This window comes from Cupriavidus sp. DL-D2, from assembly GCF_039710735.1.
In the GTDB taxonomy this organism is placed as follows: Bacteria; Pseudomonadota; Gammaproteobacteria; order Burkholderiales; family Burkholderiaceae; genus Cupriavidus.
In genome coordinates this window covers 1-22544 of the sequence record NZ_JBDKXK010000097.1, presented here as the reverse complement: position 1 = coordinate 22544, position 22544 = coordinate 1, and the positions used below count along the sequence as shown (strand labels likewise).

Genomic DNA, 22544 nt, shown 5'->3' with positions numbered 1-22544 from the left:
TGCGTGGCTGCGCTGTCCATGGGTTGAACTATAGCGGTGGCCCCGTCGGAGAAAAACGGGGGTTAGCTGTCATAGTTATTCAAATTTATTGAATCCATAGCGAAAGGCTAAAAGACATCCGGGCAGCAGGGAAAAAGGGGATTGGGTCATACATAGGTGTGAGACCGCGCCAACGAGTGCGCGATGGTATCCACCCTACGACGGCGCCTACGATGACATCACTCTGGCGGCAACGGTCGCCAACCCACTCATCGTGCAAGGAGCTTGCAGCCATGGCCCAGTCGCTTTCGTTCAACACTCCACCAGCCCCGAAGGCCATCGTCGTTGGTGGTTCGCTGGGCGGCCTGCTTGCGGCGGTCTGCCTGCGCGCGGCCGGCTGGGACGTGCAGGTCTTCGAGCGCTCGCCCCAGGCATTGGATAGCCGTGGCGGCGGGCTGGTGCTGCAACCGCCCGTGGAAGCCGCGCTGGAGTTCGCGGGCATCCATGCCGGATCGGACTTCGGCGTGCCGTCGCGCGATCGCACCTTCGTCTCGCGCAACGGCTCGGTGCGCCGCATGTACATGCCGCAGACACAGATCGCTTGGAACGGGCTCTATCAACGGCTGCGGCAAGCCGTGGACCCCGCCACGCTGCACGCGGGCGAGACGTTCGTGTCGTTCCGCGAGGAAGGGTCCGGCGCGGGCCGCCATGTCATCGTGCGGTTCGCATCGGGCCGCGAGGAACTGGGCGATCTGCTGGTGGCCGCGGACGGTCCGTTGTCGGCCGTGCGCAGCCAGGTGTTGCCGGGCGCCGCGCCACGCTATGCCGGATACGCGGCGTGGCGCGGCGTGCTGCCGGAGCGGGCGCTTACTGAAGGCGCGCATGACCTGTTGCAGGGCACGTTCGCCTTTCAGGACGGGCGTGGTCATCAATTCCTGACCTATGCGATTCCAGGCGAGGATGGCAGCGTGCGCATTGGCGAGCGCCGCCAGAACTGGGTCTGGTATCGCCCGGTGGCCCAGGGCGCCATGCTCGATGCGGTGCTGCGCGATCGGCAGGGCCAGCAGCACACGCACTCGCTGCCTCCCGGCGCGATGCGCGACGCCGAGGTCCGGACGCTGCAGCACGACGCACGTGACCTGCTGGCGCCGCATCTCGCCAGCCTCGTCACCGCGACGCCCGAACCGTTCCTTCAACTGATTCAGGACTACGAGGCGCCACGCATGGTGTTCGGCAGGGTGGTGCTGATCGGCGATGCTGCATTCGTCGCGCGTCCACACACCGGTGCCGGTGCGGGCAAGGCAGCGGCCAATGCACTGGCGCTGGCCGAGGCATTGCGTACCGGCGGCAACGCCAACCGGATCGACGTGGGACTTGCGGAGTTCGAGGCGGGCCAGCTTCCTGCGGACAGGCAACTGGTGCGCTGGGGCATCACGCTGGGACGCCGCATCATGGGTGGGGCGGTGGCGCAGTTGGCGTGAGGGGTTTGAACGCTACCTACTTCCACGCATACGCAATCCCCGCCCCATACGTGATTTGATTGCGCGTGCCGCGCTGGCTGACGATGGGACTGTCGGCAGCGTCGCCGGCAATGCGCTGCATGTAGATCATCGCGCCGGCAAACCAGTGTTTGTCGATCTGATAGATCGCGGCGAGCCATCCCGTGTATTGCTCGAGTCCGCCACCGGGACTGTAGATGGGCAGGCCGCTCGCGGCGCTGTCGGATTGCGTCACACCAAAATACGTCTGGTTGAAGCTGCGGCTGACCCACGTCAGTCCCACACCCGCACCAAGAAATGCGCGGCGGCTGACGGGCAGCCATGCGGTGCCGGTGGCGTTCACGCGCACGCCGCCATATTCGATCCCCGCATTGGTCATCACGTTGACGCCGCCGCGCAGTCGGTAGGGAATCGCGCCGCTCGCGATGTATTCGTAGCCGATATAGCCACCGGCTTCCACGGTGGTGTCGATCTCATGGATGCGCGACACCACGGGATCATCCACATCCTTGCGTCCGAGCCGCAGCGACACCGCAGGGCCGTATTGCCAGCCGGTCAGGTTGCCGAAGTTGAATTGGGCGTAGGGGCCGTACCACTCGAGCAGGCGTCCGCTGTCGGTGGTGTAGCGCAAGCCCGGCAACACGCCGAGCATGCGCTCGTTGCCGCCTGCGTATTCGGTGGTGGAACCGATGCCGAGGCCGACCATATTGGGGATCGCGCCGGGCAGGTCGAAGGGCGTGGCGCCCGCGTGACCAGCGATCCCGCCCAGCAGCAGGGCACAAGTCGCGGCGGTGAGTCGGGATCGGCGCATGGCGATGTCGGCATTCGTCAGGATCGGACGAGTGTGCGACGGATGCCCCGCGATTGGTATTGAGACTTTTAGTGCGCCGAGTTAAGCAGCGGCATGCGCCTTCCCCGCCAGCGCGTGCGGGCAGGGAAGGCAAGCTGACAACTCAGTGCGCGGGCGTCATCGATGCCCTGACCGCCTTCACATTGCGCTCGGAAACCGGCGCGGCGCGGTTGTTCCAGCCCTGGCGCAGGAACGTGGCGAGTTCGGCCACTTCGGCGTCGTTCATGCGATGCGCAAAGCCGGGCATCACCAGGATCGACGGCGCCTTGGCCGTGGATGGCGTGCGTGCACCAGCCAATATCACGTTGACCAGCGCGGTCGGGCTGTCGGCATTGACGACCGTTGCCCCATCCACGCGCGGGAACACGCGCTCCGCACCCTTGCCGGTGACAAAGTGGCAGGCCGCGCAGTTATCGAGATACAGCCTTTCGCCGAGCGTCAGGTTCTTGGCGGCCGTCAGCTTGCGGATCGTGGCGTCTGAACCTTGGGGCTTGATCGAAGCCGCTTGCGACGGTACCGGCGACAGGCTCTTCAGATATGCCGCCATCGCAGACAGATCGGTGGTGCGCAGATGCGACGTGCTGTGCTCGACCACGGCGGTCATCTCGCCCGCCACGGCAGCGGTGCGGTTACGTCCGGTCTGCAGATAGTCGACGATGTCCTGGTTGGTCCACTGCGGCATGCCGCGCAGCGATGGTACGGGCCAGCCATTCAGATCCCCACCTGCGAGGTACTGCGCATCGGCGCTCGAATCGGCTTTCTCGTTCATCGCGAAACCACGCGGCGTGTGGCAACTGCTGCAATGGCCGAGCCCTTCCACCAGGTACGCGCCGAGCTTGACCTGATCGGTCCATGCCTGGCGCGGCTGGAAAGGCTTGTCCGAGGTGAACACGTAGTTCCAGGCCAGCATGCCCCAGCGCAGGTTGAACGGGAAATCCATGCTGGTCTCGGGCGGCTGCGCGTTGCTCGGTTTCACGCCTTCCATGAAGAACGCGTAGAGCGCATGGATGTCCGCGTCGGTCACCTTGCCGTAGTTCGGATAGGGCATGGCCGGATACAGGTGCTGGCCATCGGCCCGCACACCCTTGCGCACCGCATCGGCGAACTGTTTCTCGGTGTACTTGCCGATACCGTGCTGCTTGTCCGGCGTGATGTTGGTGGAATAGATGATGCCGTGGCCGCTGTCGATGGCCAGGCCGCCGCTGTACTCGGGCTTGCCCGTTGCGCTGTGGCAGGCCATGCAATCGCCCACGCGGGCCAGGTAGGCACCGCGCTGGATGAGCGCGGGGTCCGATGCGGCAAGTGCCGACGGTGCCATCGATGCCGCTGCCGTGCCGAGCGTGGCGGCGATGAGGAAGGAACGGAAGAATGTCATGGTCGTCGTGATCAGGCTTGCACCAGCGGTCCCGGGTTCTTGAGGTACTGCTTCTTGATGGCGTCCGCGGCCATCAGCGTGATGGCGCCGATGGTGGCGGTGGGATTGGCCTGGAAGTTCTGCGGGAACGCGTTGCCACCCGGCACGAACACGTTGTGCACGTCCCACGATTGCAGATAGCGGTTCAGCGCAGAGTCGCGCGGCGACGTACCCATGATGGCGCCGCCCACGTTGTGGGTGGACACGTACTTGGTGATGTCCCAGTGCGAATCGAGCGCGAGGAAGCTCTCGGACATCGCATCGGGCTTCATCTCCTTCGAGATCTTCAGCACGATCTCGCGCAGATAGCGTTGCAGCTTCAACTCGTTCTCGCGCCAGTCGAACGTCATGCGCAGCAGCGGCTGGCCCCACGGGTCCTTGTAGCGCGGATCGAGATCGAGGTAGTGGCCGCGATACGACATGCACGTGGTGGTGATGCTGATCTTCATCGAGCGACCGTACCAGTCCACCATGCCTTCCTTCCAGCCCTTGCCCCAGCTTGGCGTGCCGGGCGGCAGCGCGGTGCCGATGGGCGCACCGGTTGCCTGCGAGCTATGGATCTTGGCGCCGCCGATAAAGCCCAGCGACGGACCATCGAAGTTGCCCGGCGAGATGTCGTTGAACATTTCACCCGTGGCGCCAGCCGTGGCAAACGGGTTGAAATGCTTGTCCTTGAAGAACAGCGTGGCGCCACCATTGCTCAGGAACGCATAGTTGCGGCCCACGGTGCCGGTCTCGGAGATCGGATCGTACGGCTTGCCGATGCCCGACAGCAGCATCAATCGCACGTTGGCGAACTGGAAACTCGACAGCACCACGATCTTCGCGGGCTGGAACACCTCTTTGCCTTGCGCGTCGATATAGGTCACGCCGCGCGCGGTCTTGCGATCCTTGTGCAGATCCACGCGAATCACGTTCGCATTCACGCGATACGAGAAGTTCGGCATGCGCTTGACCACATCGAGAATGGTCGTTTGCGGCGATGCCTTCGAGTAGTTCAGGCACGGGTACTTGCTGCAATATCCGCAGTAGTTGCACGGTGCCAACTGCGCACCATACGGATTCGTCCATGCCTGCGACACATTGGCCGACGGATTCGGGAACGGGTGATAGCCCATCTTCCGCGCAGTGTCAGCGAACATCGAGCAGTTCAGCGTGTCCTGCAACGCAGGCAGCGGATACGGATTCGAGCGCGGACCTTCGAACGGATCGCCACCGGGCTGCACCTGGCCGCGCAGGTTGCCGGTGTTGCCGGAGAGACCGCAGACCTTGTCGAAGAAATCGTAGTACGGCTCGATCTCGTCCCATGTGAACGGGAAGTCCTTGATGCGCATGTCCGCATCGAGCGTGCCGCGCTTGTACGCCTTGTCCGCGTAGGTCTTGAGCTTGATATCGGTGGGCGTGGGACGAATCAGCACGCCGGTCCAGTGCAGGCCGGAGCCGCCGACGCCCGTGCCGGGCGCAAAGGCGCCCCACTTGCGCGTGGGCAGCGCGGTTTCATCCTGCTTGTAGCGTACGGTCAGCGCGGCATCGCGCGGCGTGGCAAAGACCTTGTTGCGCGTGGCATAGCCGTACTGGTCGGCAGGCTTCGGATACGCAAAATCCTCGGGCGGCCGATCCGGGCCGCGTTCGAGCGCGCGCACCTTGAGACCGGCCTGGGCCAGTTCGATGGCCATCAGCGATCCGGCCCATCCAAGGCCGACGATGACGACATCGACGTCGTCGTTGGTGATCTGGGGCATGTGTGTGCTTGTCGTGGGCGTGAAGTGGCCAGCCGCGCGATAGGTCGCACGGCGCGCGTCACGCCTGAAATTCGAAAAAGGAAGAAGCGCCGCTCAGGCGCGCTTGCCGCTCACGCTGACGGGGCCGAGCGGGTAGGGCACGTTGTGCTGGTCCACCCATTCGATGTACTGCGCGCGCGCACCGGGGAAGCCGATGGCGACCCAGGCTTTCATGTCCTTGTTGCCGCCATACATCGGATCGGCCAGATAGCCGTTCTTGGTATCGCCCAGCAGTTGCGAGAAGAACTGCGAAGCCTTCAACGAGGTCTCGCCCAGCGCGGCAAAGTCCACGGTGTCTTTCTGCAGCGCCGTCAGCAGGGCGTCCTGCTCTTGGGCGGAAAGCTGCTGGAACGGCTTTGCGTGGCGCGCGTTGGCGGCCTGTTGCACCAGCGCGATACCACGCCGATACACATCCTGTGGCGCGTACGGCAACTGGAAACCCAGCGTCTTCGGCGCAGTGATGTTGTGCGGGCCCTGCAGATAGATGTCGTTGCCAAGCCCGCCCTTGAGCTGCTGATCGATGAAGACGGGGACGTTGGTCTCCAGCGCGCCAGGACCCTTGCCCTCGGCCGGAATCAGCCGGTCGCACGCGGCCAGGATGAACTGCCACTCGGGCGCGCTGAAGAAGACGGGCTGGTAGTGCTGCAGATGCACGTCCTCCAGGCCCTTGGCGCGAAGTTCGTGAAGCGGAATGGCCGCGACGGGCACGGCAACTGCGGTTGCCTTGAGAAAGTTGCGACGTGAGAACGGGGGCGTAGACATGTGAGGTCCGTTGTTATCAGGCGTCGTCCCCACGCGAATCTCTCATTGGCAGGCGTCGCGCCTACCCCGGATCCGTCTCACGCTGGAAAAGGTCGGTCATCGTACCTCTAAGTTGTTGTGGAATGCAATGATTAGATTGCTAATTGATTGTTCGTGTGGGTGGACAGTGGCGGCTGGGGCTTCTTTTCTTTCTTTTCTTCCCCCGCCGCGTCAGCGTGCCGCGCGCACTCGGGTCAAGCAACCCATCCCTCAACCCGCATCCATCTCCGCAAACAGCAGCTTCGCCACGCGCGTGGCTTCGCTCCCTGCGGGGATGCCGCAGTACATCGATGCCTGCAGGAACACCTCGCCGATTTCTGCGCGCGTGACGCCGTTGTTCAGCGCCGCCCGGATATGGGTCTTCAGTTCGCCGGTGCGGCCCTGCGCGGTCAGGATCGACAGCACGCCGATGCTGCGGGCGCGGCGGTCCAGGCCGGGGCGGTTCCAGATGTCGCCCCACAGGTTCTTGATCGCGAATTCGCGCATGGGTTCGCTGAAGGCGTCGGTGCCCTTGGTCGACGCCGCAACGTATTCCTCGCCCAGTACTTCGCGGCGAATCTGCTCACCCTTGTCGAATAGTTCCTGGCTCATGCTTCGCTCCCTTTGCGTTTGAAGGATTCCGGTGGCGGTTGCCAGCCGATGCAGCAAAGTCTGGAGCGGTGCGCAGGAGAAGGAAAGATGCCTGCGTAGTTCTCATGTTCACCAAAAGTGATTGCCGGGTAGGGACAACCCCGGTGAGAACAAGAAGTGAACACGAGAACAGCGTTCGCATCTTTTGCGAGGTCCGGTTCCGCTCATAGACTGGCTTCACATTGGCGGGCCGGACTGACCGGCTGCCTTCCTCGCAAGGTCATGAGCATGCAAAACGCTTCGTCGGAATTCAACGCGCTGGTGCTGTCGCTGATCGGGGCTGATGCGATTGGCTCCTACATTGCCGGAGAGATGGTGTCCGGCGATGGCGCAACACTGTCGTTGACTGACCCGGCCAGCGAGCAGACCCTGCTCGTGTTCGCCGATGCCAACGCAGAGGTGGTGCGCGCCGCAGTACGCAGTTGCCACGCCGGCCAGAAGCAATGGGCCGCATTCTCTGCGCAACGCCGGGGCGAAGTCATGGCGCAACTGGGCAAGCTGATCCAGCGCGATGCCGAGCCGTTGGCCCGCCTCGAAGCGATTACCAGTGGCAAGGCCATCAAGGCAGCACGTGCACAGGTGGCAGCGGTGGCCGAGATCTTCCGCTACTACGCCGGCTGGACCGACAAGTTCCTGGGTAACGTGATTCCCGTACCTGGCGGACAACTGAACTATACGTTGCGCGAGCCGCTGGGCGTGGTGCTGACGATCACCCCATGGAATTCGCCGATTTACCTCGCTGCATGGAATGTCGCGCCAGCGCTCGCCATGGGCAACAGCGTACTGCTCAAGCCATCGGAACTCACACCGCTGACCGCACTGGCCATGGCCAGGCTGGCTCGCGAGGCGGGCATGCCTTCGGGCACGCTGAACGTCATCAATGGCCTCGGCAAGACAATCGGCGATGCGGCCATCTCGAATCCGCTGGTGAAGAAGGTCGCCTTTGTCGGCTCGACGCAGACCGGGCGTGCAGTGAACGCAGCTGCCGCACAGCGCCCGATTTCGTGTTTGCTGGAGCTGGGCGGAAAATCGGCCAATATCGTGTTTGACGATGCGGATCTGGCGCAGGCTGCTCGCGCCGCCGTCACGGCAGCATGCGCCAACACCGGTCAGAACTGTGCCGCAGGCTCGCGCCTGCTCGTGCAGCGCGGCATCTACGACGAGTTCGTCGCGGCAGTCGGCAAGGCAATCGCCGACTATCGCATTGGCCATCCGTTGGATGAGTCCGTGGAAGGCGGCCCCATCAACAATCGCGCGCAGTTCGAGCGCATCAATCGCATGGTCCAAATCGGCCTGGACGAAGGGGCAGAACTGGTGACCGGCGGTGTGAGCGAAGCCACGGGCAACGGTTTCTACGTGAAGCCCACGGTGTTCAAGCATGTGAGCAACGACATGCGGATTGCGCGCGAAGAAGTCTTTGGCCCCGTGGTAGTGGCGATTCCTTTCGATACGGAAGCGGAAGCGGTGGCCATCGCCAACGACAGCGAGTTCGCGCTGGCCGGCGCCGTCTGGACGCGCGATGTGGCGCGCGCCCATCGCGTGGTCGCCAAAGTGAATGCGGGCCTTCTGTGGATCAACATGTACCGCGATATGCATGTCGCCACGCCATTCGGTGGCAACGACAGCAGCGGTTATGGCCGCTCCAGCGGCGCCGAATGCCTCCATGAATACACCCGGACGAAAAGCGTCTGGGTGCCGATTGCCGAAGGCTGCTGAACGCCAGCCCTTCCTTTTCTCATTCTTCTTTCAGGTTTCAACATGGAAAACTTCAAGACGGTTGGTGTGATTGGCCTCGGCAATATGGGCCGTGGCATGGCCCTGACCCTGCAACGTTCGGGCTACGCCGTGCTGGGCCTGGACAAGTCGGAGCAGGTTGCTGCTGTCGCACGCGAGGCTGGCATTCCGCTGGCATCGAGCCTGCCGGAACTGGCGCGCGCGTGCTCGGCCATCGTGCTGTCGCTGCCGACCTCCGCCATCGTACGCGCCGTGCTGGAAGGCGCGGAGGGCCTGCTCGCCAATGCCGCTCCCGGCACGCTTCTGATCGATACGACGACTGCGGATCCGCAAATCACGCGTGAACTGGCTGCGGTGCTGAAAGAGAAGAACATCCGCTTTGTCGATGCACCAGTGAGTGGCGGTCCGACGGGTGCAATGAAGGGCGAACTGACGATGTTCATCGGCGGTTCGGAAGAGGACGTGGCCTATGCCAATCCGATCCTGTCGGCGCTAGGCACCAAGCGTTTTCATATCGGCGATGTCAGCGCGGGCCACGTGGCCAAGCTCATCAACAATCTGCTGACGGCCTCGCACCTGGTCACTGCCAGCGAAGCTTTCCGCCTGGCCAACGCAGCCGGTATCTCGACGGAACAATTGATCGAAGCCGTCAATGCGGGGTCGGGTCGCAGTGGGGTGACGCTGTTCAACTACCCGACACGCATCCTGAACAACACGTACAGCTCCGGCTTCACGATGCAACTGATGCGCAAGGACGTGAATCTTGCCGTGTCGCTGGGTGATGCCCTGGGCCTGAGCCTGCCGACGGTGTCGGTCATCGGAGACATCTGGAAGTCGAGTGCCTCGGCGCTGGCCGACGGCGAAGACTTCAACCGTATCGTCAACTTTGAACGCGACAAGTCACCTGCCAAGGTCTGACCGCGCCCGAAACTTGCTTTTTTGTTTGAGCGCCGTACCTGTATAGAGGTGGAAACCACCCGGAGGTGCGGCGTCGATTCCCAATCGTCTCTTCCCGCCAACCACCGCCTGGTTCAGCCAGCCGGAGAACCCTGAAGCTCGTATGCAAGCACCATCCCACTGAAATTGGAGTGAAAGATGTCGTTCCCGCGGATTCTCGTTTCCTGTGTTGGCCTTTCCATCGCGATGCTGTCGAGCGGCGCTGCGCTGGCGGAGTTTCCAGATCGCCCCATTCGCCTGGTGGTGCCCTTTCCTCCGGGCGGCAGCGTGGATTCCGTCGCCCGACTGGTCTCGGTGCAACTGAGCGAACGCCTCAAGCAGCAGGTAGTCATCGACTACAAGCCAGGTGCAGCGACCATCGTCGGCGCCGAAGGCGTGGCGCGCTCGCCTGCGGATGGCTACACGCTGCTGCTGGGAACCTCCACCACCTTTGTGGTGAACCCCATCATCTATCGCAAGCTGAACTACAACGCGGACACGAGCTTCGATCCCATCGGCGTGCTGGGAAGCAATTCGCTGGTGCTGCTCGCCAACAATGGCGTGGCGGCGCAGACCCTCCCGCAACTGCTAGCCGACATCAAGGCGAAACCGGGCACCTATTCCTATGGCTCGCACGGAACGGGTACGACGGTGAACTTTGCCGGCGAGATGCTGTGGAATGCGGCAGGCGTGAAGGTGCTGCACGTGCCTTACAAGGGCAGTGCGCCGGCGATGACGGACGTCATGGGCGGGCAGATTCCGTTGAGCTTCGACGCGGTGCCAGCCTCGGTTGCTGCCTTGAAGAGCGGAAAGATCCGGGCGCTGGCTGTCACCGGTCCCAAGCGCAATCCGATGCTGCCGAATGTGCCGACCATCGCAGAAAGCGGTTTCCCCGGTTTCCGCATGGACTCGTGGTTCGCCATCGTGGCACCGAAGGGTGTGCCGGCCGCGGTCAAACAAAAGCTGGTGACGGAACTGGCGAAGACCATGGCGGACCCTGGCTTGCAGGAGAAGCTGGTGAACCTGGGCTTCGAGCCTGAGTACGGCACGCCGGCGAAGTACACCGAATCCGTCAAGGCGGATACGGCGACGCTGACCCCCGTGGCGAAAGCCAACAACATGATGCAGGACTGATCCGGAGTTCGATATGTCCCGTTCTGCCGCCCTTGAATTCGCGGTCAATCATCTGGAGTCGGGCCAGTTGTTTGCCGACCTGTCCCGACGTGTCTCCATTCGTTCAGAAAGCGATATGGGCGCGGACCCTGCCACGCTGGGACACTACTTCGATGTCGAGATCGTGCCGTGGCTCCAGCGGCTTGGATTCGACGTGGAGGTTTCACCGAACCCCGATCCCAAAGGTGGCCCCTTGCTGGTGGGGCGACGCATCGAAGATCCCGCGCAACTGACAGTGCTGACCTATGGCCATGGCGATGTGGTCAACGGTCAGGAACCAGGTTGGCGGAAGGGCGCTGGTCCGTGGACGCTCGCGGTCGATGGCGATCGATGGTACGGACGCGGAACCGCAGACAACAAGGGCCAGCACAGCATCAACCTTGCGGGGCTGGAATACGCGCTGGCGGCGCGCGGTGGGAAGCTGGGCTACAACGTCATCGTGCTGATGGAGATGGGGGAGGAGGCCGGCTCGCCGGGACTGCGCGAGTTCTGCGAAGCTAATGCGGAGCAGTTGCGTGCGGATCTGTTCATCGGTTGCGATGGTCCGCGTGTCAGGGCGAACCGACCCACGCTGTTTCTCGGCTCACGTGGCATGGTGAATTTCAGTCTCACCGTTCAGGCGCGGGAGCGCGCGTATCACTCGGGCAACTGGGGTGGTGTGATTTCGAATCCGGCGACCATTCTCGCCAACGCGCTGTCGACTATCGTCGATGCACGCGGGCAGATGCTGGTCCCCGAATTGTTTCCGCCCGCTATTTCCTCCGCCGTCAAAGCGGCACTGGCCGACATCGAATTGGGTGGTGGCAAGGATGACCCCGAATTCACGCCTGGATGGGGCGAGCCCGATCTGTCACCGGCGGAGCGGCTGGTAGCGTGGAACACCATCGAAGTGCTTGCATTGGGCGCCGGTTCCGCGCAACGCCCCGTCAATGCGATTCCCTCCGCAGCGGTAGCGCATTGCCAGTTGCGCTTCGTGGTGGGCACACCGTGGCAGGATCTCGAAGCGATTCTCCGCAGCCATCTCGATGCGAACGGCTTCCCGGAGGTTGCCATCAAGGTGACCATGAGCGGTGCGGCTACGCGGCTGGATGTGGAACACCCGTGGGTGAAGTGGGTGGCTGGCTCGATTGAGTCCAGCACGGGTACGTTGCCCGCGATTCTTCCGAACCTGGCCGGCACGTTGCCGAATGACGTCTTTGCGGATGTGCTCGGCCTTCCCACTATCTGGGTACCTCACTCTTACCCGGCTTGCGCGCAGCACGGGCCGGACGAGCATATGCTGACGAGTGTGACCCGCGAGGGCCTGCAGATGATGGCGGGACTCTACTGGGACCTTGGCGAGCACGCTGGCCTCCCGGTGTCCAACGCGGCCTGACCGGATTGAAGGATTGACAGGGCGATATCGAAAGGTGTTCACTCGGTCAGATCGAACACTCCGAGATATCTCCCGTCATGACGTTGGACCAGCTTCGCGCTTTCGTTGCAGTCGTCGAACATGGCAGTATCCGCGCGGCAGCCAGGTCCCTGGACCTTGCGCAAAGCGGGCTGACGCAGCAGATCAAGCGACTGGAATCGTCGCTGGGCGCCAGCCTCTTTGCACGGGGGAACCGGGGCATTGTGCTGACCGGCCCGGGAGAAACCTTGCTGGCGCGCTCACGCATCATCCTTGGCGAATGCGAGCGGACGGAGCAGGAGTTCCAGAGCTTCCAGGGAAATCCGGTTGGATCGATGAACGTCGGCGTCTCTTCCGAGGCGTTTGCTCGCGTCGTGCCGCCGGTGCTGCGTGCATTCCGACAACGATTCCCAAGTTTCTCCGTCCATCTGGCGAGTGGCCCATCAAGTTCGCTGCTGTCCGGCATCCGTGAAGGAAGGCTCGACTTCGCGTTGACGCTGGTGTCGCGCAAGACGGACATGACAGACCTCACCAGCACGCGGCTGACCAAGTCGGACCCTGTCATCGTATGCAGGGTCGGCCATCCCAACGAGAAAGCGCGAAGCATCAAGGCGCTGGCCGACTGCGAGTGGGTGAATACGAGGCCGCCAGGCCAGGCGGGGTTGCCTTCCAATCGGATTGTGGACCTGTTTCACAACGCTGGATTGGCGACACCGAATATCGCGGTGACAGTGGAATCGCTCTATGACACGCTCAATCTGGTGTCGAGGACCGACCTGCTGTTTCTCTCCCCGAGAATCGCCCTCGAACAGGAGGGGTTCATGGGAGCGCTCAGGGAAATCCGCATCGGCGAGGCGATACCGCCGGCTGACCTTTGTCTGGTGCAGCGTACGGCGGTACCGCTTCCTCCCATCACCGGAGAGTTCGCGAAGATGCTGATTTCCTACAGCAGGATGCTTCGCAAGGGAGGTACTGCGGGAGGGTGAGCGTAGGTGGCTATTGTCCCGCCACCGCCTTCGGCCTCACCGAATCCACCGTCCCCTGAATGAACGCCTTGATCTTCTCCACATCGTCGGCAGTCAGCTTGCCCGTGAAATCAGGCATGCCGCGTGCCATGAACGGGCCCTTGAAGACGATGCGGTCGAGATGCGAGATGGACTCGGCGCTGACGAAGCCGAGGTTGGGGATATTGCCGCCACGATCCACACCCGGCACGCCGTGGCACATCACGCAACTGCTCACGTACAGGCCGGCGCCGTCGTTGACCTTGGCCGCGTCGTACTTCACGCCGGTGAGCAGGCCATCGGTGCGGTAGCTGGCAAAGGCCGGTGGCTTGACCTGTCCGCCGAGCGCGAATGTGTAGACGGTGCCGGGGCCCTGGCGGTCGGTGGCGCGTTGGGCCTGGCCGTACACGCCGCCCCATCCCACGGCGATGGAGATGAACTGCCGGCCATCGACTTCATAGCTGACCGGCGCGGCGATGACACCTGTACCCGTTGGCGTTTCCCAGAGCTTGCTGCCGGTCTTCGCGTCGTAGGCCACAAATCGGCCATCTGCCGTGCCCTGGAAAACGAGGTTGCCAGCGGTGGTCAGCGTGCCGCCGTTCCACGGTGAAACGTGTTCCTGCGACCAGACCGTCTTCTGCTGAACGGGGTCCCACGCGAGCAATCGGCCGAACGGTTTGCTCTTCGGCGGTTCCGCATTGAGGAACTTGGCGGTGTTCCATCCCGTGTTGCCGCCGGGCTGCATCGGTTGCGCGCCGTTGAAGGTCCAGTTCTTGTCGTCGAGCAGGTTGACCGGCACGTTCTGCGCGGGCAGGTAGACGAGTCCGGTCTGCGGATTGAACGACATCGGGTGCCAGTTGTGCGCACCGTAGGGGCCGGGGATCGAATCGAACGGTTTGTCCGTGGCGCGGGCTTCGGCCACATCGACAGGCCGTCCCTTGGCGTCATAGCCCGTGGTCCAGTTCACATCGACAAAATTCTTGGCCGAGATGAACTGGCCGTTGGTGCGGTCGATAACGAAGAAGAAGCCGTTCTTGGGCGCGTGCAGGATGACCTTGCGCGGCTGGCCGTTGATGGTGAGATCGGCCAGGATCATCGGTTGCGTGGACGTGTAGTCCCAGTTGTCGCCGGGCGTTTCCTGGTAGTGCCATTTGTACTGGCCCGTGTCAGGATCGAGCGCGACGATCGATGCCAGGTAGAGGTTGTCGCCACCCGCCGGGCTGCGCTTGCGATGCGACCAGGGCGAGCCGTTGCCCGTGCCCACATACATCAGGTTCAGGTCGGGATCGAAGGTCATCGAGTCCCATGCCGTGCCGCCGCCGCCCGCTTCCCACCACTTGCCGGCCGGGTCCCAGGTCTTGGCGGCTGTCTCCATCGATGCATCCTCGAATGGTTTCGAGGGATCGCCCGGCACCGTGAACCAGCGCCATTTCTGCGCGCCGGTATTGGCGTCGTAGGCGGTGATGTAGCCGCGCACGCCAAACTCCGCGCCGCCGTTGCCGATGATGACCTTGCCGTTGAACACACGCGGCGCGCCCGTGATGGTGTACGAGAACTTGCGGTCGATGATCGTGTCCTTGTCCCACAGCTTGCGTCCCGTGGCGGCGTCGAGCGCAATGAGTCGCCCGTCATAGGACGCCACGAACACCTTGCCTTGATACAACGCGACGCCCCGGTTCACCACATCGCAGCAGCCACGGTAGCCGAGCGCGCGGTTCACCTTGGGATCGAAGGTCCAGATCCGGCGGCCCGTGCGCACATCCACGGCGTGGACCACGCTCCATGACGCGGTCACGTACATCACGCCATCGACAACCAGCGGGGTCGATTCCACGCCCCGCGTCGATTCGAGTCCGTACGACCAGACGAGGCCCAGGTCTTTCACATTGTTGGCGTCGATCTGGGTCAGGCGGCTGAAGCGGGTTTCTGCGTAGTCGAGTCCGTAGCTGGGCCAGTTCTGTGTGGTCTTGGCATTGGCGCGGATGTAGTTGCCATCCACCTTGGCCGTGGCCGCGCGTATCTTGGTCGCGGACATTGGGGATGAATCGGGTGCGGCGTGAATGGCCAGGGGCAGGGCCAGCAGGCAGGCCGCGGCAAACCGGGGCCAATGCGGGCGCCGAAAGCGCCACGTCTCGTGCGTCATGTTGTCTCCTCTGCGGGTTTCTTGTTCTGCGCTACGGTACTGCCGGGACGCTTACCGTGCGGTAAGCCGATACAAGCCTAGTCGATCAGAATCGTCGCTGCCAAAGGAAGTGGTAAATTCGGCGGGCTTTCCCTGACATGCGCTCCCTCTCCTCATGACTTCCTTCGCCAGCATCGCGGCCATTTCCCTGGACCTTGACGACACCCTGTGGCCCTTCGGCCCGGCGGTGATCCGTGCCGAGCAAACCTTGCATGAATGGCTGCTGGCACAGGCGCCGCGCACTTCGACGCTGCTGACTTCTCCGCAAGTGCTGGGTGCGTTGCGCACAAAGTTCGAGGCATCGCGGCCCGATCTGTCGCACAACCTGCGCGAGCTGCGGCTCGGTTCGATCCGCATGGCGCTTGAGATGTCGGAAGAAGATCCGGCATTGGCCGAGGCGGCGTACGACGCGTTTTTTGCTGCACGGCAGCGTGTGGATTTCTTCGAGGACGCGTTTCCCGCGCTGGAATGGCTAAGCGCCCGCTTTCCGCTGGTGGCGCTGTCGAACGGCAATGCCAGCCTCAAAGTCACGGGCGGGCATCACTTTTTCAAGGCCGCGCTGAATCCGGAAAGCACGGGGCTGGCAAAGCCCGACGTGGCGATGTTCCGCGCTGCAGCAGACGCAGTGGGATGCCGGCCGGAGCAGATGCTCCATGTCGGTGACGATGCGGATCTGGATATCGTGGGTGCGCTGGCGGCAGGGTGCCACGCGGCGTGGCTGGTGCGCGGGGATTCGGTGGAGGGTGTTGACACTGCGCCGGCGTGGACACGCGGCGGCAGCGCGCCGCATCTGGTGGTGCGCGATCTCTACGCGCTGTGCCGGGCAATCGATCCGGCCTGCCCGGTGGCAAAGCAGATGCCGGCCGCCGCGTTCGCGTAAGCGCGGGCGGCCGATTCCGGCGTTATTCGCCAGTTTTCTCCGGCGGCACGGCTTTGCCGAGCAGCTTGCCAAGCAGGCCATTCTTGCTGGCCGCCTGCTGGCGTTGGTTTTTCGGAGCCTGGCCGGCCCGGTTAGCCCCAGCCTGCTTGATGCTGTTGTTGATCTTGAGGCCCTTGTTCTTCTCGAGGTCGGTTTTCTTCACGGACGTCGTTCCATTTGAGTGAAGGGCGGATTGTACGCGGGATCAGTTGCCTTCCCGCTCGTCGCCCTTGATCGCCTTCTTTGTGGCGTAATAGCCGCGCTTGGTTGTGTCCTTCACGGCATGGCCGGCAGCCTTGGCGCCATGCCCCACCGCGCGCGCCGCGTCAGCAAAGGCGTGCCCGGTCTTGCGGCCCGCTTCCTTCACGTCTGCCTTGAAGTTGTCCTTGAATTCGCGGGCATCCTCGCCCACGGTGGCGTGCGCCAGCGGCGTGAGCAGCGCCATCGACAGTACGACGATGGCCGTGCGGAATGTGATGCGGAATGTCATGACGAGGGATCGATGTGGTGGGGGCCGGCGACCATTCTACTGCGGCTGCGCGCCGGCCTCTTTCCACGATTCGCGCGATCAGCGCGATAACGCACCGCTTTCCGTGATCGCACTGTAGACCAGCGTTCGCAACTGGCGCCGCACCGGATACGCCGACGAGGGCAGCAACTGCGTCAGGAACAATCCGATCAGGTCTTCCTTCGGATCGACCCAGAAGAACGTGCTGGCCGCACCGCCCCAGAAGAAATCGCCGGCACTACCTGGGATCATCGTGCTGACCGGGTTGATCGTTGTCGCGAACCCGAGGCCGAAGCCCACGCCTTCGTACGTGGCCTCGCTGAACATCGAGCGCGACAGGCGCGGCAAGTCCACGCCACCGGGCAGATGGTTCGATGTCATCAGTGCCAGCGTCTTCGGTCCGAGCAACCGCACGCCATCGAGTTCGCCGCCGTTCAGCAGCATCCGTGCAAAACGCATGTAGTCGGCAGCGGTGGATACCAGTCCGCCGCCACCGGACAGGAAGCCGGGCGGTTGCAGATAGGGGCTCGACTGTGGATCGTCCTGCAGCATCGGTCCGCGCGGCGAGATGACCTTCGACCCCAGCGCGCCAATCGCATAGCAGGCGCAGAAACGGTCGGCCTTGTGTTCGGGCACATGAAAGCCCGTATCGATCATGCCGAGCGGATCGAAGATGCGTTGCTTCAGGAAGACATCGAACGGCATGCCGCTGATCTTGCCTACGAGATAGCCGAGCACATCGGTGGCGACCGAGTAGTTCCACGCTTCGCCGGGCGAGAATTCCAGCGGTACGGTGGCGAGTTTCTCGATCATGTCGTCGAGCGTGCCCGCCGTGGCCAGCTCGCCGAGTTTGAGCTTGCGATACGCGGCATCGACGTTGCTGTTCTGCTGGAACCCATAGGTCAGACCCGAGGTGTGGCGCAGCAGATCGACGACCAGCATCGGTCGAGCAGGCGGACGCGTCTGGAAACTCTCCATGAAGCCGCCCGCGAACACGCCGAGGTTGGTCCATTCGGGGATGTACTTGCTGACAGGATCGTCGAGCGCGATCCGGCATTCCTCCACGAGCATCATGATGGCGACCGATGTAATCGGCTTGGTCATCGAGTAGATGCGGAAGATGGAGTCCTCGGCCAGCGGCACCTGCCGCTCGCGGTCGGCCATGCCGAGCACGGAATTCACCGCCAGTTCGCCGCGCCGCCAGACCTGCACCAGTGCGCCGGGCAGCTTGCCGGGCGCCACATACTGCTCGTCGAGAAACGTTTCGATCCGGCCTAGTCGTTCCTGGGACATTCCCTGCGTGTCATGCATCGTCGTGCGTCTCCGCGTTGCCTGCTTTTGCCTGCGCGGCCGGAGCAGCATTCACGCGGAGGGTTTGCGTTCCCGCCACGCCAGCAGCCCAGACCATCCGAGTGTCATGCCGGCGGCGGCCAGCAGGATCAGCACCGCGCCGCCAATCTGCGACGCCAGCAACTGATGCCCGAATGCGAGCCGATCCACCAGAATAGCCACGACAGGATAAATGAAGGACAGGGCGCCTGTCAGGTGGGTCGGAAGTTTCTGAATCGCGCCATAGAGCAGGATGTACATCAGGCCGGTGTGGATGAACCCCATCGTCGCCAGCGTGGCCCACGGCAACGTTCCGACAGGCAGTTCGGCATGCAACGCCATCGGCAGCAGCATCACGGTGCCCACCAGCACATGGATCATGGCGATCAGGTGCGGCGCCACGCCCTTCAACTGCTTGGCGATCAGCGCGGCCAGCGCGTAGCAGAATGCCGCGCCAAGCGCCAAGGCAATGCCCGTCAGGTAGTTGCCGTGCGAAGGTCCACTGTGCGGCTTGCCTTGCACGATCAGCAGCATGCCAGCGAATGCCAGCAGCAGCCACACCACCTTGGTCACGGTGATGCGCTCTCCCAGGAACAGCGCGCCGAGCGCCACCAGCATGAACGGTTGCGTGTTGTAGACAGCGGTGGCAATCGAAATCGATGCGCCTTCATAGGCCGAGAACAGCAGCAGCCAGTTGGCGACAATCGCCACGCCGCCCGCAACGGCCAGCAGCACCTGGCGCAGGGAGATGCTGCCGGGCTTTAGATATCCACGCGCGAAGCAGACCGGCACCAGCACCAGCGCGCCGAACGCGCAGCGCCAGAACACCACCTGCGTGACCGGGCGACCAGAGATCACCACGAGCCAGCCGATGGTGCCCGATATCACCATGGCCGCCGCCATTTCCAGCATGCCCCGCGTGCGGTCTTCCATGACCTGTCTCCAGCAATGTTCCTGAAACGAGGGTTGCAGTTTAAGACTGGCTGCCTACAATGCACAGGCGAAAAAGCAGGTGAATGGCGGTTTCCGCCGTTCTTTGACAGGCAAAACCGGAAAAATACCGATGTCTCTCGACGATCTCGACCGCCGCATCCTGGCACTGCTCCAGCAGGACGGCCGCATGCCGATCAAGGCACTGGCCGAACAGATCGGACTCTCCGCGCCCGGCACATCCGAGCGGTTGAAGCGACTGGAGGATCGCGGCGTGATCCGTGGCTTCACCGTGGATGTGGAGCCGCGCACGCTCGGTTTCTCGATGCAGGCCATTGTGCGCATCCGCCCATTGCCGGGCAAGTTGCAGGCTGTGCAGAAATTGATCGAAGGGATTCCCGAGTTTGCCGAGTGCGACAAGGTGACCGGCGACGACTGCTTTTTCGGCAGACTCTACCTGCGATCCATCGAACACCTGGACCACATCCTCGATCAGGTCACGGAGCTGGCCGAAACCAGCTCGTCCATCGTCAAGTCGCAGCCAGTGAAGCGGCGATTGCCGCCGCTGTAGGGGCGTCGTTAAGCCGCAGAAAATTTGAATCCATGGATCGATTCACCAAGGCTTGATCCTCCTTAAGATCTGAAGGTGAACCCCACGGTTACAGTCCGCGCCATTCCGCACTACGCGCATGGCCGAACTGATGAACCGCAGTTGTTACCGTCTCGTTTTCAACCCGCATCGCCGCATGCTCATGGCCGTCGAGGAGTCTGCTGCGAGCCGGGGGAAAGGTCCGAATGGAGGTCGGAAGGCGACAACCGGAAATGCCAGGACAGACACCGTGCGCTTCGCCCTGCCAGCGCTGGTGCTTGCGGCGTGGATAGCGGTGGGTTTGCCGGTCAACGGCTGGGCGCATGTGGTGGCGGACCCCAACGCGGGCGCGCATCGTCCCACCATCGGCCAGACTGCGAATGGTCTGACTCAAGTCGATATCACGCGGCCTTCGCGTGCGGGAGTTTCGACGAATGCCTACACGCGCTTCGACGTGCCCCACGCGGGTGTCATCCTCAATAACTCGCCGACAGCGATCGCAACGCAGCAAGCCGGGTACATCAACGGCAACCCCAATCTGCTGCCTGGTGGCTCGGCGCGCATTATCGTCAATCAGGTCACCAGCGCGCTGCCGAGCCAGTTGAAGGGCTATCTCGAAGTGGCCGGGCCGCGTGCCGAAGTGATTGTGGCCAATCCAAACGGCATCTTCGTCGATGGCGCCGGCTTCATCAACACCAGCCGCGCCACGCTCACCACGGGCACACCGATGTACGGCGGTAGTGGCAGCCTGGATGCCTTCCGGGTGAACGGTGGTCAGATCACGATTCAAGGTAAGGGACTGAATGCCGCAAACGTCGATCAGATCGATCTGATTGCGCGTGCGGTGAAAGCCAATGCCACGCTGTATGCCAATCGACTCAATGTGATCGCCGGGGCCAACGAGGTCAACCATGACACGCTGGCCGCTACGCCAAGCGCCAGCGCCAGCCCGGCCCCGGCTTTCGGCATCGACGTGGCCCAGCTTGGCGGCATGTACGCCAACAAGATCATGCTGGCCTCCACCGAGCGCGGTGTGGGAGTGTCGCTGGCGGGTGTGATGGCCGCGCAGATGGGCGATATGACGCTGAGGTCGGACGGCAAGCTCGTCATGTCCGGGCAGAGCAGTGCGAGCGGTAACCTTGGCATCTCTGCCCGGGGCGGCATCTCTCATCGGGGCACGACCTATGCGCGGGGCGCCGTCGACCTACGCACCGATGACACGCTCAAGCACAGCGGGATGCTGGCGGCGCAGCAATCGCTGGGCATCAAAGCCGGCGATATCGCGTCGACCGGTACGCTCGCGGCCGGCATCGACGCAGACGGTGCGACGGGCAAGGCAGCAGACCTGACGATCAAGGCAAGCGGTGCCCTCGCCGCGACAGGCCGGAACATTGCGAGCGGCAATGCCACGCTCCACGGCGCCGGCGTGAACCTGGCGGGGAGCCAGACCACCGCACGCGGCAATCTGGATATTTCCGCCAAGACTGGAGATATGGACCTGCGGGGCGCGTCGACCACCGCAGGCGCTGCGCTGACGGTTTCGGCAGCCGGCGCGCTCGACAATCGCGGCGGAACGCTTTACGGCCAGCGCGTCACCATCGATCAGGTAGGGGCGACGCTCGACAACTCGGGCGGCCGGATACTGGGTGGCCAGGACATCGACATCAAGGTGGCGTCGATGTGGAACCTGGGCGGTGACGTCGAGGCGAATCGGGACGTTACGGTATCGGGTGCCGTATCGGGCAGCGGATCGATGATCGCGGGCCGCAACCTGAGACTGACGGTCGACGGCGACTACACCAACGACGCGAAGAACCGGCTCGGTGCCAACGGCGACATGCGAATATCGGCCAGCGGCACACTAAGCAACACCGGCGCCCTGGCCGCCAAGGGTGCGCTGACGGTCGCCGGCAAGCACGTGGTCAATGCAGCGGTGGGAAAGATCCATGCATCGAGCACCTCGGTCACTGCCGACACCAGTGTTTCGAACGCGGGGCGCATCGAAGGCACCACAGTCAAGGTCAACGCCCCGACCATCGACAACACAGGCACCGTGATTGGCGAGGACGTCACGGTGCAAGGCACTGACATCACCAACGATGGCACATCGGCATTGATGGCAGCAGTTCGGGACTTGAAGCTGTACGCCACCAGCTCTGTGCGCAATCTCGATGGCGCCACGCTCTACAGCGCAGGAAACCTGCAGATCGCCCGCGATGGCACGCGCGACGCCACCACGGGATTGCTCACCGAGCAGACGAATGTGCTCATCAACCGCTCCGCGGCAATCGAGGCCGAGGGTGACATCGACATCGCAGCGAAGGACGTCCGCAATACACGCACGCGCATCGTGACCGAAGCGGGTACGCCAGTGCAGACAGCCGTGCAGACGCTCAAGCTCTGGCAGGCGGGTCTGTCAGGCAGGGCGTTGAACTATCACGCCAGCATCACGTTTCCTGGCTGGAAATGGGGCACGGAGAATGCGTCAATCAGCACGGACCAGGCCAATGCGTTGCGTGCGCCGATCACGGTGACGGTGAACAAGTCCACGGTCACCAAACTCGACACGGACAAGAAGACGCTGTCCTTCACGGATTCGCCAATCGAGGAATTTTTCTCCGTAGGCTTCGGGACCAACTGCGATGCCGAAACCGGCATCTGTTCGCGCCCGATCGCCACGCGTGCCACCCAATACTACGAAGCCATCCAGGACAATGGCGACACCTACCGCATCACTTTCTGGCCCGACTGGGACCCGAACATCCATATTCGACCGGACGATGTCCGCCTCGCCAACTTCGGTACCGACCACACCGAGGTTTCGCGCACCACCATCACGACGACTGCGACAGACCGGCTCATCAGCGCCACCGAAGCCGCGAAGATCCAGGCT

Annotated in this window: 19 protein-coding genes; 9 read left to right on the top strand and 10 right to left on the bottom strand. The window is 63.2% G+C overall.

Annotation, left to right across the window (positions count from 1 at the left end):
• Positions 1-272 precede the first annotated feature (272 nt).
• A complete protein-coding gene (locus tag ABDB81_RS29230) occupies positions 273-1460 on the top strand; it encodes an FAD-dependent monooxygenase (protein ID WP_346814282.1) in 1188 nt (395 codons plus the stop codon).
• A 16-nt stretch (positions 1461-1476) separates the two neighbouring features.
• On the opposite strand, the gene ABDB81_RS29225 is transcribed toward ABDB81_RS29230, so the two are convergent.
• The 5 genes from ABDB81_RS29225 to ABDB81_RS29205 all read right to left on the bottom strand — a co-directional run bounded on the left by ABDB81_RS29225 (position 1477) and on the right by ABDB81_RS29205 (position 6915).
• Positions 1477-2289, bottom strand: coding sequence for a MipA/OmpV family protein (locus ABDB81_RS29225; protein WP_346814281.1), 813 nt, complete (start codon positions 2287-2289; stop codon positions 1477-1479).
• Positions 2290-2431: 142 nt separating this feature from the next.
• Complete coding sequence (locus tag ABDB81_RS29220; RefSeq protein WP_346814280.1) at positions 2432-3703, bottom strand: cytochrome c; 1272 nt, start codon at positions 3701-3703, stop codon at positions 2432-2434.
• 11 nt (positions 3704-3714) lie between these two features.
• Complete coding sequence (locus ABDB81_RS29215) at positions 3715-5484, bottom strand: GMC family oxidoreductase (protein WP_137925610.1); 1770 nt, start codon at positions 5482-5484, stop codon at positions 3715-3717.
• Positions 5485-5577: 93 nt separating this feature from the next.
• Positions 5578-6285 (bottom strand): gluconate 2-dehydrogenase subunit 3 family protein, encoded by a 708-nt coding sequence (locus ABDB81_RS29210; protein WP_160473429.1) that lies wholly within the window; start codon positions 6283-6285, stop codon positions 5578-5580.
• Between the two features lie 249 nt (positions 6286-6534).
• Positions 6535-6915 carry a carboxymuconolactone decarboxylase family protein gene (locus ABDB81_RS29205; protein ID WP_137925608.1) on the bottom strand — a complete coding sequence of 127 codons (381 nt, stop codon included), beginning with the start codon at positions 6913-6915 and terminating at the stop codon, positions 6535-6537.
• 267 nt (positions 6916-7182) lie between these two features.
• Between ABDB81_RS29205 and ABDB81_RS29200 the strand changes: the two genes are divergently transcribed.
• From ABDB81_RS29200 to ABDB81_RS29180, 5 genes are all read left to right on the top strand, one after another.
• Complete coding sequence (locus tag ABDB81_RS29200; RefSeq protein WP_346814279.1) at positions 7183-8670, top strand: aldehyde dehydrogenase family protein; 1488 nt, start codon at positions 7183-7185, stop codon at positions 8668-8670.
• 42 nt (positions 8671-8712) lie between these two features.
• On the top strand, positions 8713-9606 hold the full coding sequence (locus ABDB81_RS29195; protein WP_160473431.1) for an NAD(P)-dependent oxidoreductase: 894 nt from the start codon (positions 8713-8715) through the stop codon (positions 9604-9606).
• Positions 9607-9783: 177 nt separating this feature from the next.
• On the top strand, positions 9784-10758 hold the full coding sequence (locus tag ABDB81_RS29190) for a tripartite tricarboxylate transporter substrate binding protein (RefSeq protein ID WP_137925605.1): 975 nt from the start codon (positions 9784-9786) through the stop codon (positions 10756-10758).
• 13 nt (positions 10759-10771) lie between these two features.
• Positions 10772-12172: a M20 family metallopeptidase gene (locus tag ABDB81_RS29185; protein WP_346814278.1), complete on the top strand. Its 1401-nt coding sequence runs from the start codon at positions 10772-10774 to the stop codon at positions 12170-12172.
• Positions 12173-12249: 77 nt separating this feature from the next.
• A complete protein-coding gene (locus tag ABDB81_RS29180) occupies positions 12250-13176 on the top strand; it encodes a LysR substrate-binding domain-containing protein (RefSeq protein ID WP_346814277.1) in 927 nt (308 codons plus the stop codon).
• 10 nt (positions 13177-13186) lie between these two features.
• On the opposite strand, the gene ABDB81_RS29175 is transcribed toward ABDB81_RS29180, so the two are convergent.
• On the bottom strand, positions 13187-15229 hold the full coding sequence (locus ABDB81_RS29175) for a PQQ-dependent dehydrogenase, methanol/ethanol family (RefSeq protein WP_346814283.1): 2043 nt from the start codon (positions 15227-15229) through the stop codon (positions 13187-13189).
• Positions 15230-15491: 262 nt separating this feature from the next.
• On the opposite strand from ABDB81_RS29175, the gene ABDB81_RS29170 reads away from it, so the two are divergent.
• The gene (locus ABDB81_RS29170) at positions 15492-16256 is read left to right on the top strand and encodes an HAD family hydrolase (RefSeq protein WP_346814276.1); all 765 of its coding nucleotides are present in this window, start codon (positions 15492-15494) and stop codon (positions 16254-16256) included.
• Between the two features lie 22 nt (positions 16257-16278).
• Here the strand turns inward: ABDB81_RS29170 and ABDB81_RS29165 are convergent, their stop codons facing one another.
• From ABDB81_RS29165 to ABDB81_RS29150, 4 genes are all read right to left on the bottom strand, one after another.
• On the bottom strand, positions 16279-16458 hold the full coding sequence (locus ABDB81_RS29165) for a hypothetical protein (RefSeq protein ID WP_346814275.1): 180 nt from the start codon (positions 16456-16458) through the stop codon (positions 16279-16281).
• Between the two features lie 42 nt (positions 16459-16500).
• Entirely contained in the window at positions 16501-16785 is a 285-nt protein-coding gene (locus ABDB81_RS29160; RefSeq protein ID WP_346814274.1) for a hypothetical protein, read from the bottom strand.
• Between the two features lie 78 nt (positions 16786-16863).
• Complete coding sequence (locus ABDB81_RS29155; RefSeq protein ID WP_346814273.1) at positions 16864-18114, bottom strand: serine hydrolase domain-containing protein; 1251 nt, start codon at positions 18112-18114, stop codon at positions 16864-16866.
• 51 nt (positions 18115-18165) lie between these two features.
• Positions 18166-19065, bottom strand: a complete 900-nt coding sequence (locus ABDB81_RS29150) for a DMT family transporter (RefSeq protein WP_346814271.1) — start codon at positions 19063-19065, stop codon at positions 18166-18168.
• Positions 19066-19195: 130 nt separating this feature from the next.
• Here ABDB81_RS29150 and ABDB81_RS29145 point away from each other — a divergent pair, with 130 nt between their 5' ends.
• Both ABDB81_RS29145 and ABDB81_RS29140 read left to right on the top strand, forming a co-directional pair.
• Positions 19196-19633 carry an Lrp/AsnC family transcriptional regulator gene (locus tag ABDB81_RS29145; RefSeq protein WP_346814270.1) on the top strand — a complete coding sequence of 146 codons (438 nt, stop codon included), beginning with the start codon at positions 19196-19198 and terminating at the stop codon, positions 19631-19633.
• 118 nt (positions 19634-19751) lie between these two features.
• The coding region (locus tag ABDB81_RS29140; RefSeq protein ID WP_346814269.1) for a filamentous hemagglutinin N-terminal domain-containing protein at positions 19752-22544 on the top strand (2793 nt) is incomplete at its 3' end.

What these genes read in the sequence shown, in the direction of transcription:
- ABDB81_RS29190 (WP_137925605.1), top strand. Translation starts at nt 9,784, where the DNA reads ATGTCGTTCCCGCGGATTCTCGTTTCCTGTGTTGGCCTTTCCATCGCG.
- ABDB81_RS29185 (WP_346814278.1), top strand. Translation starts at nt 10,772, where the DNA reads ATGTCCCGTTCTGCCGCCCTTGAATTCGCGGTCAATCATCTGGAGTCG.
- ABDB81_RS29230 (WP_346814282.1), top strand. Translation starts at nt 273, where the DNA reads ATGGCCCAGTCGCTTTCGTTCAACACTCCACCAGCCCCGAAGGCCATC.
- ABDB81_RS29145 (WP_346814270.1), top strand. Translation starts at nt 19,196, where the DNA reads ATGTCTCTCGACGATCTCGACCGCCGCATCCTGGCACTGCTCCAGCAG.
- ABDB81_RS29225 (WP_346814281.1), bottom strand. Translation starts at nt 2,289, where the DNA reads ATGCGCCGATCCCGACTCACCGCCGCGACTTGTGCCCTGCTGCTGGGC.
- ABDB81_RS29195 (WP_160473431.1), top strand. Translation starts at nt 8,713, where the DNA reads ATGGAAAACTTCAAGACGGTTGGTGTGATTGGCCTCGGCAATATGGGC.
- ABDB81_RS29220 (WP_346814280.1), bottom strand. Translation starts at nt 3,703, where the DNA reads ATGACATTCTTCCGTTCCTTCCTCATCGCCGCCACGCTCGGCACGGCA.
- ABDB81_RS29170 (WP_346814276.1), top strand. Translation starts at nt 15,492, where the DNA reads ATGACTTCCTTCGCCAGCATCGCGGCCATTTCCCTGGACCTTGACGAC.
- ABDB81_RS29180 (WP_346814277.1), top strand. Translation starts at nt 12,250, where the DNA reads ATGACGTTGGACCAGCTTCGCGCTTTCGTTGCAGTCGTCGAACATGGC.
- ABDB81_RS29205 (WP_137925608.1), bottom strand. Translation starts at nt 6,915, where the DNA reads ATGAGCCAGGAACTATTCGACAAGGGTGAGCAGATTCGCCGCGAAGTA.
- ABDB81_RS29200 (WP_346814279.1), top strand. Translation starts at nt 7,183, where the DNA reads ATGCAAAACGCTTCGTCGGAATTCAACGCGCTGGTGCTGTCGCTGATC.
- ABDB81_RS29150 (WP_346814271.1), bottom strand. Translation starts at nt 19,065, where the DNA reads ATGGAAGACCGCACGCGGGGCATGCTGGAAATGGCGGCGGCCATGGTG.
- ABDB81_RS29175 (WP_346814283.1), bottom strand. Translation starts at nt 15,229, where the DNA reads ATGTCCGCGACCAAGATACGCGCGGCCACGGCCAAGGTGGATGGCAAC.
- ABDB81_RS29160 (WP_346814274.1), bottom strand. Translation starts at nt 16,785, where the DNA reads ATGACATTCCGCATCACATTCCGCACGGCCATCGTCGTACTGTCGATG.
- ABDB81_RS29155 (WP_346814273.1), bottom strand. Translation starts at nt 18,114, where the DNA reads ATGCATGACACGCAGGGAATGTCCCAGGAACGACTAGGCCGGATCGAA.
- ABDB81_RS29215 (WP_137925610.1), bottom strand. Translation starts at nt 5,484, where the DNA reads ATGCCCCAGATCACCAACGACGACGTCGATGTCGTCATCGTCGGCCTT.
- ABDB81_RS29210 (WP_160473429.1), bottom strand. Translation starts at nt 6,285, where the DNA reads ATGTCTACGCCCCCGTTCTCACGTCGCAACTTTCTCAAGGCAACCGCA.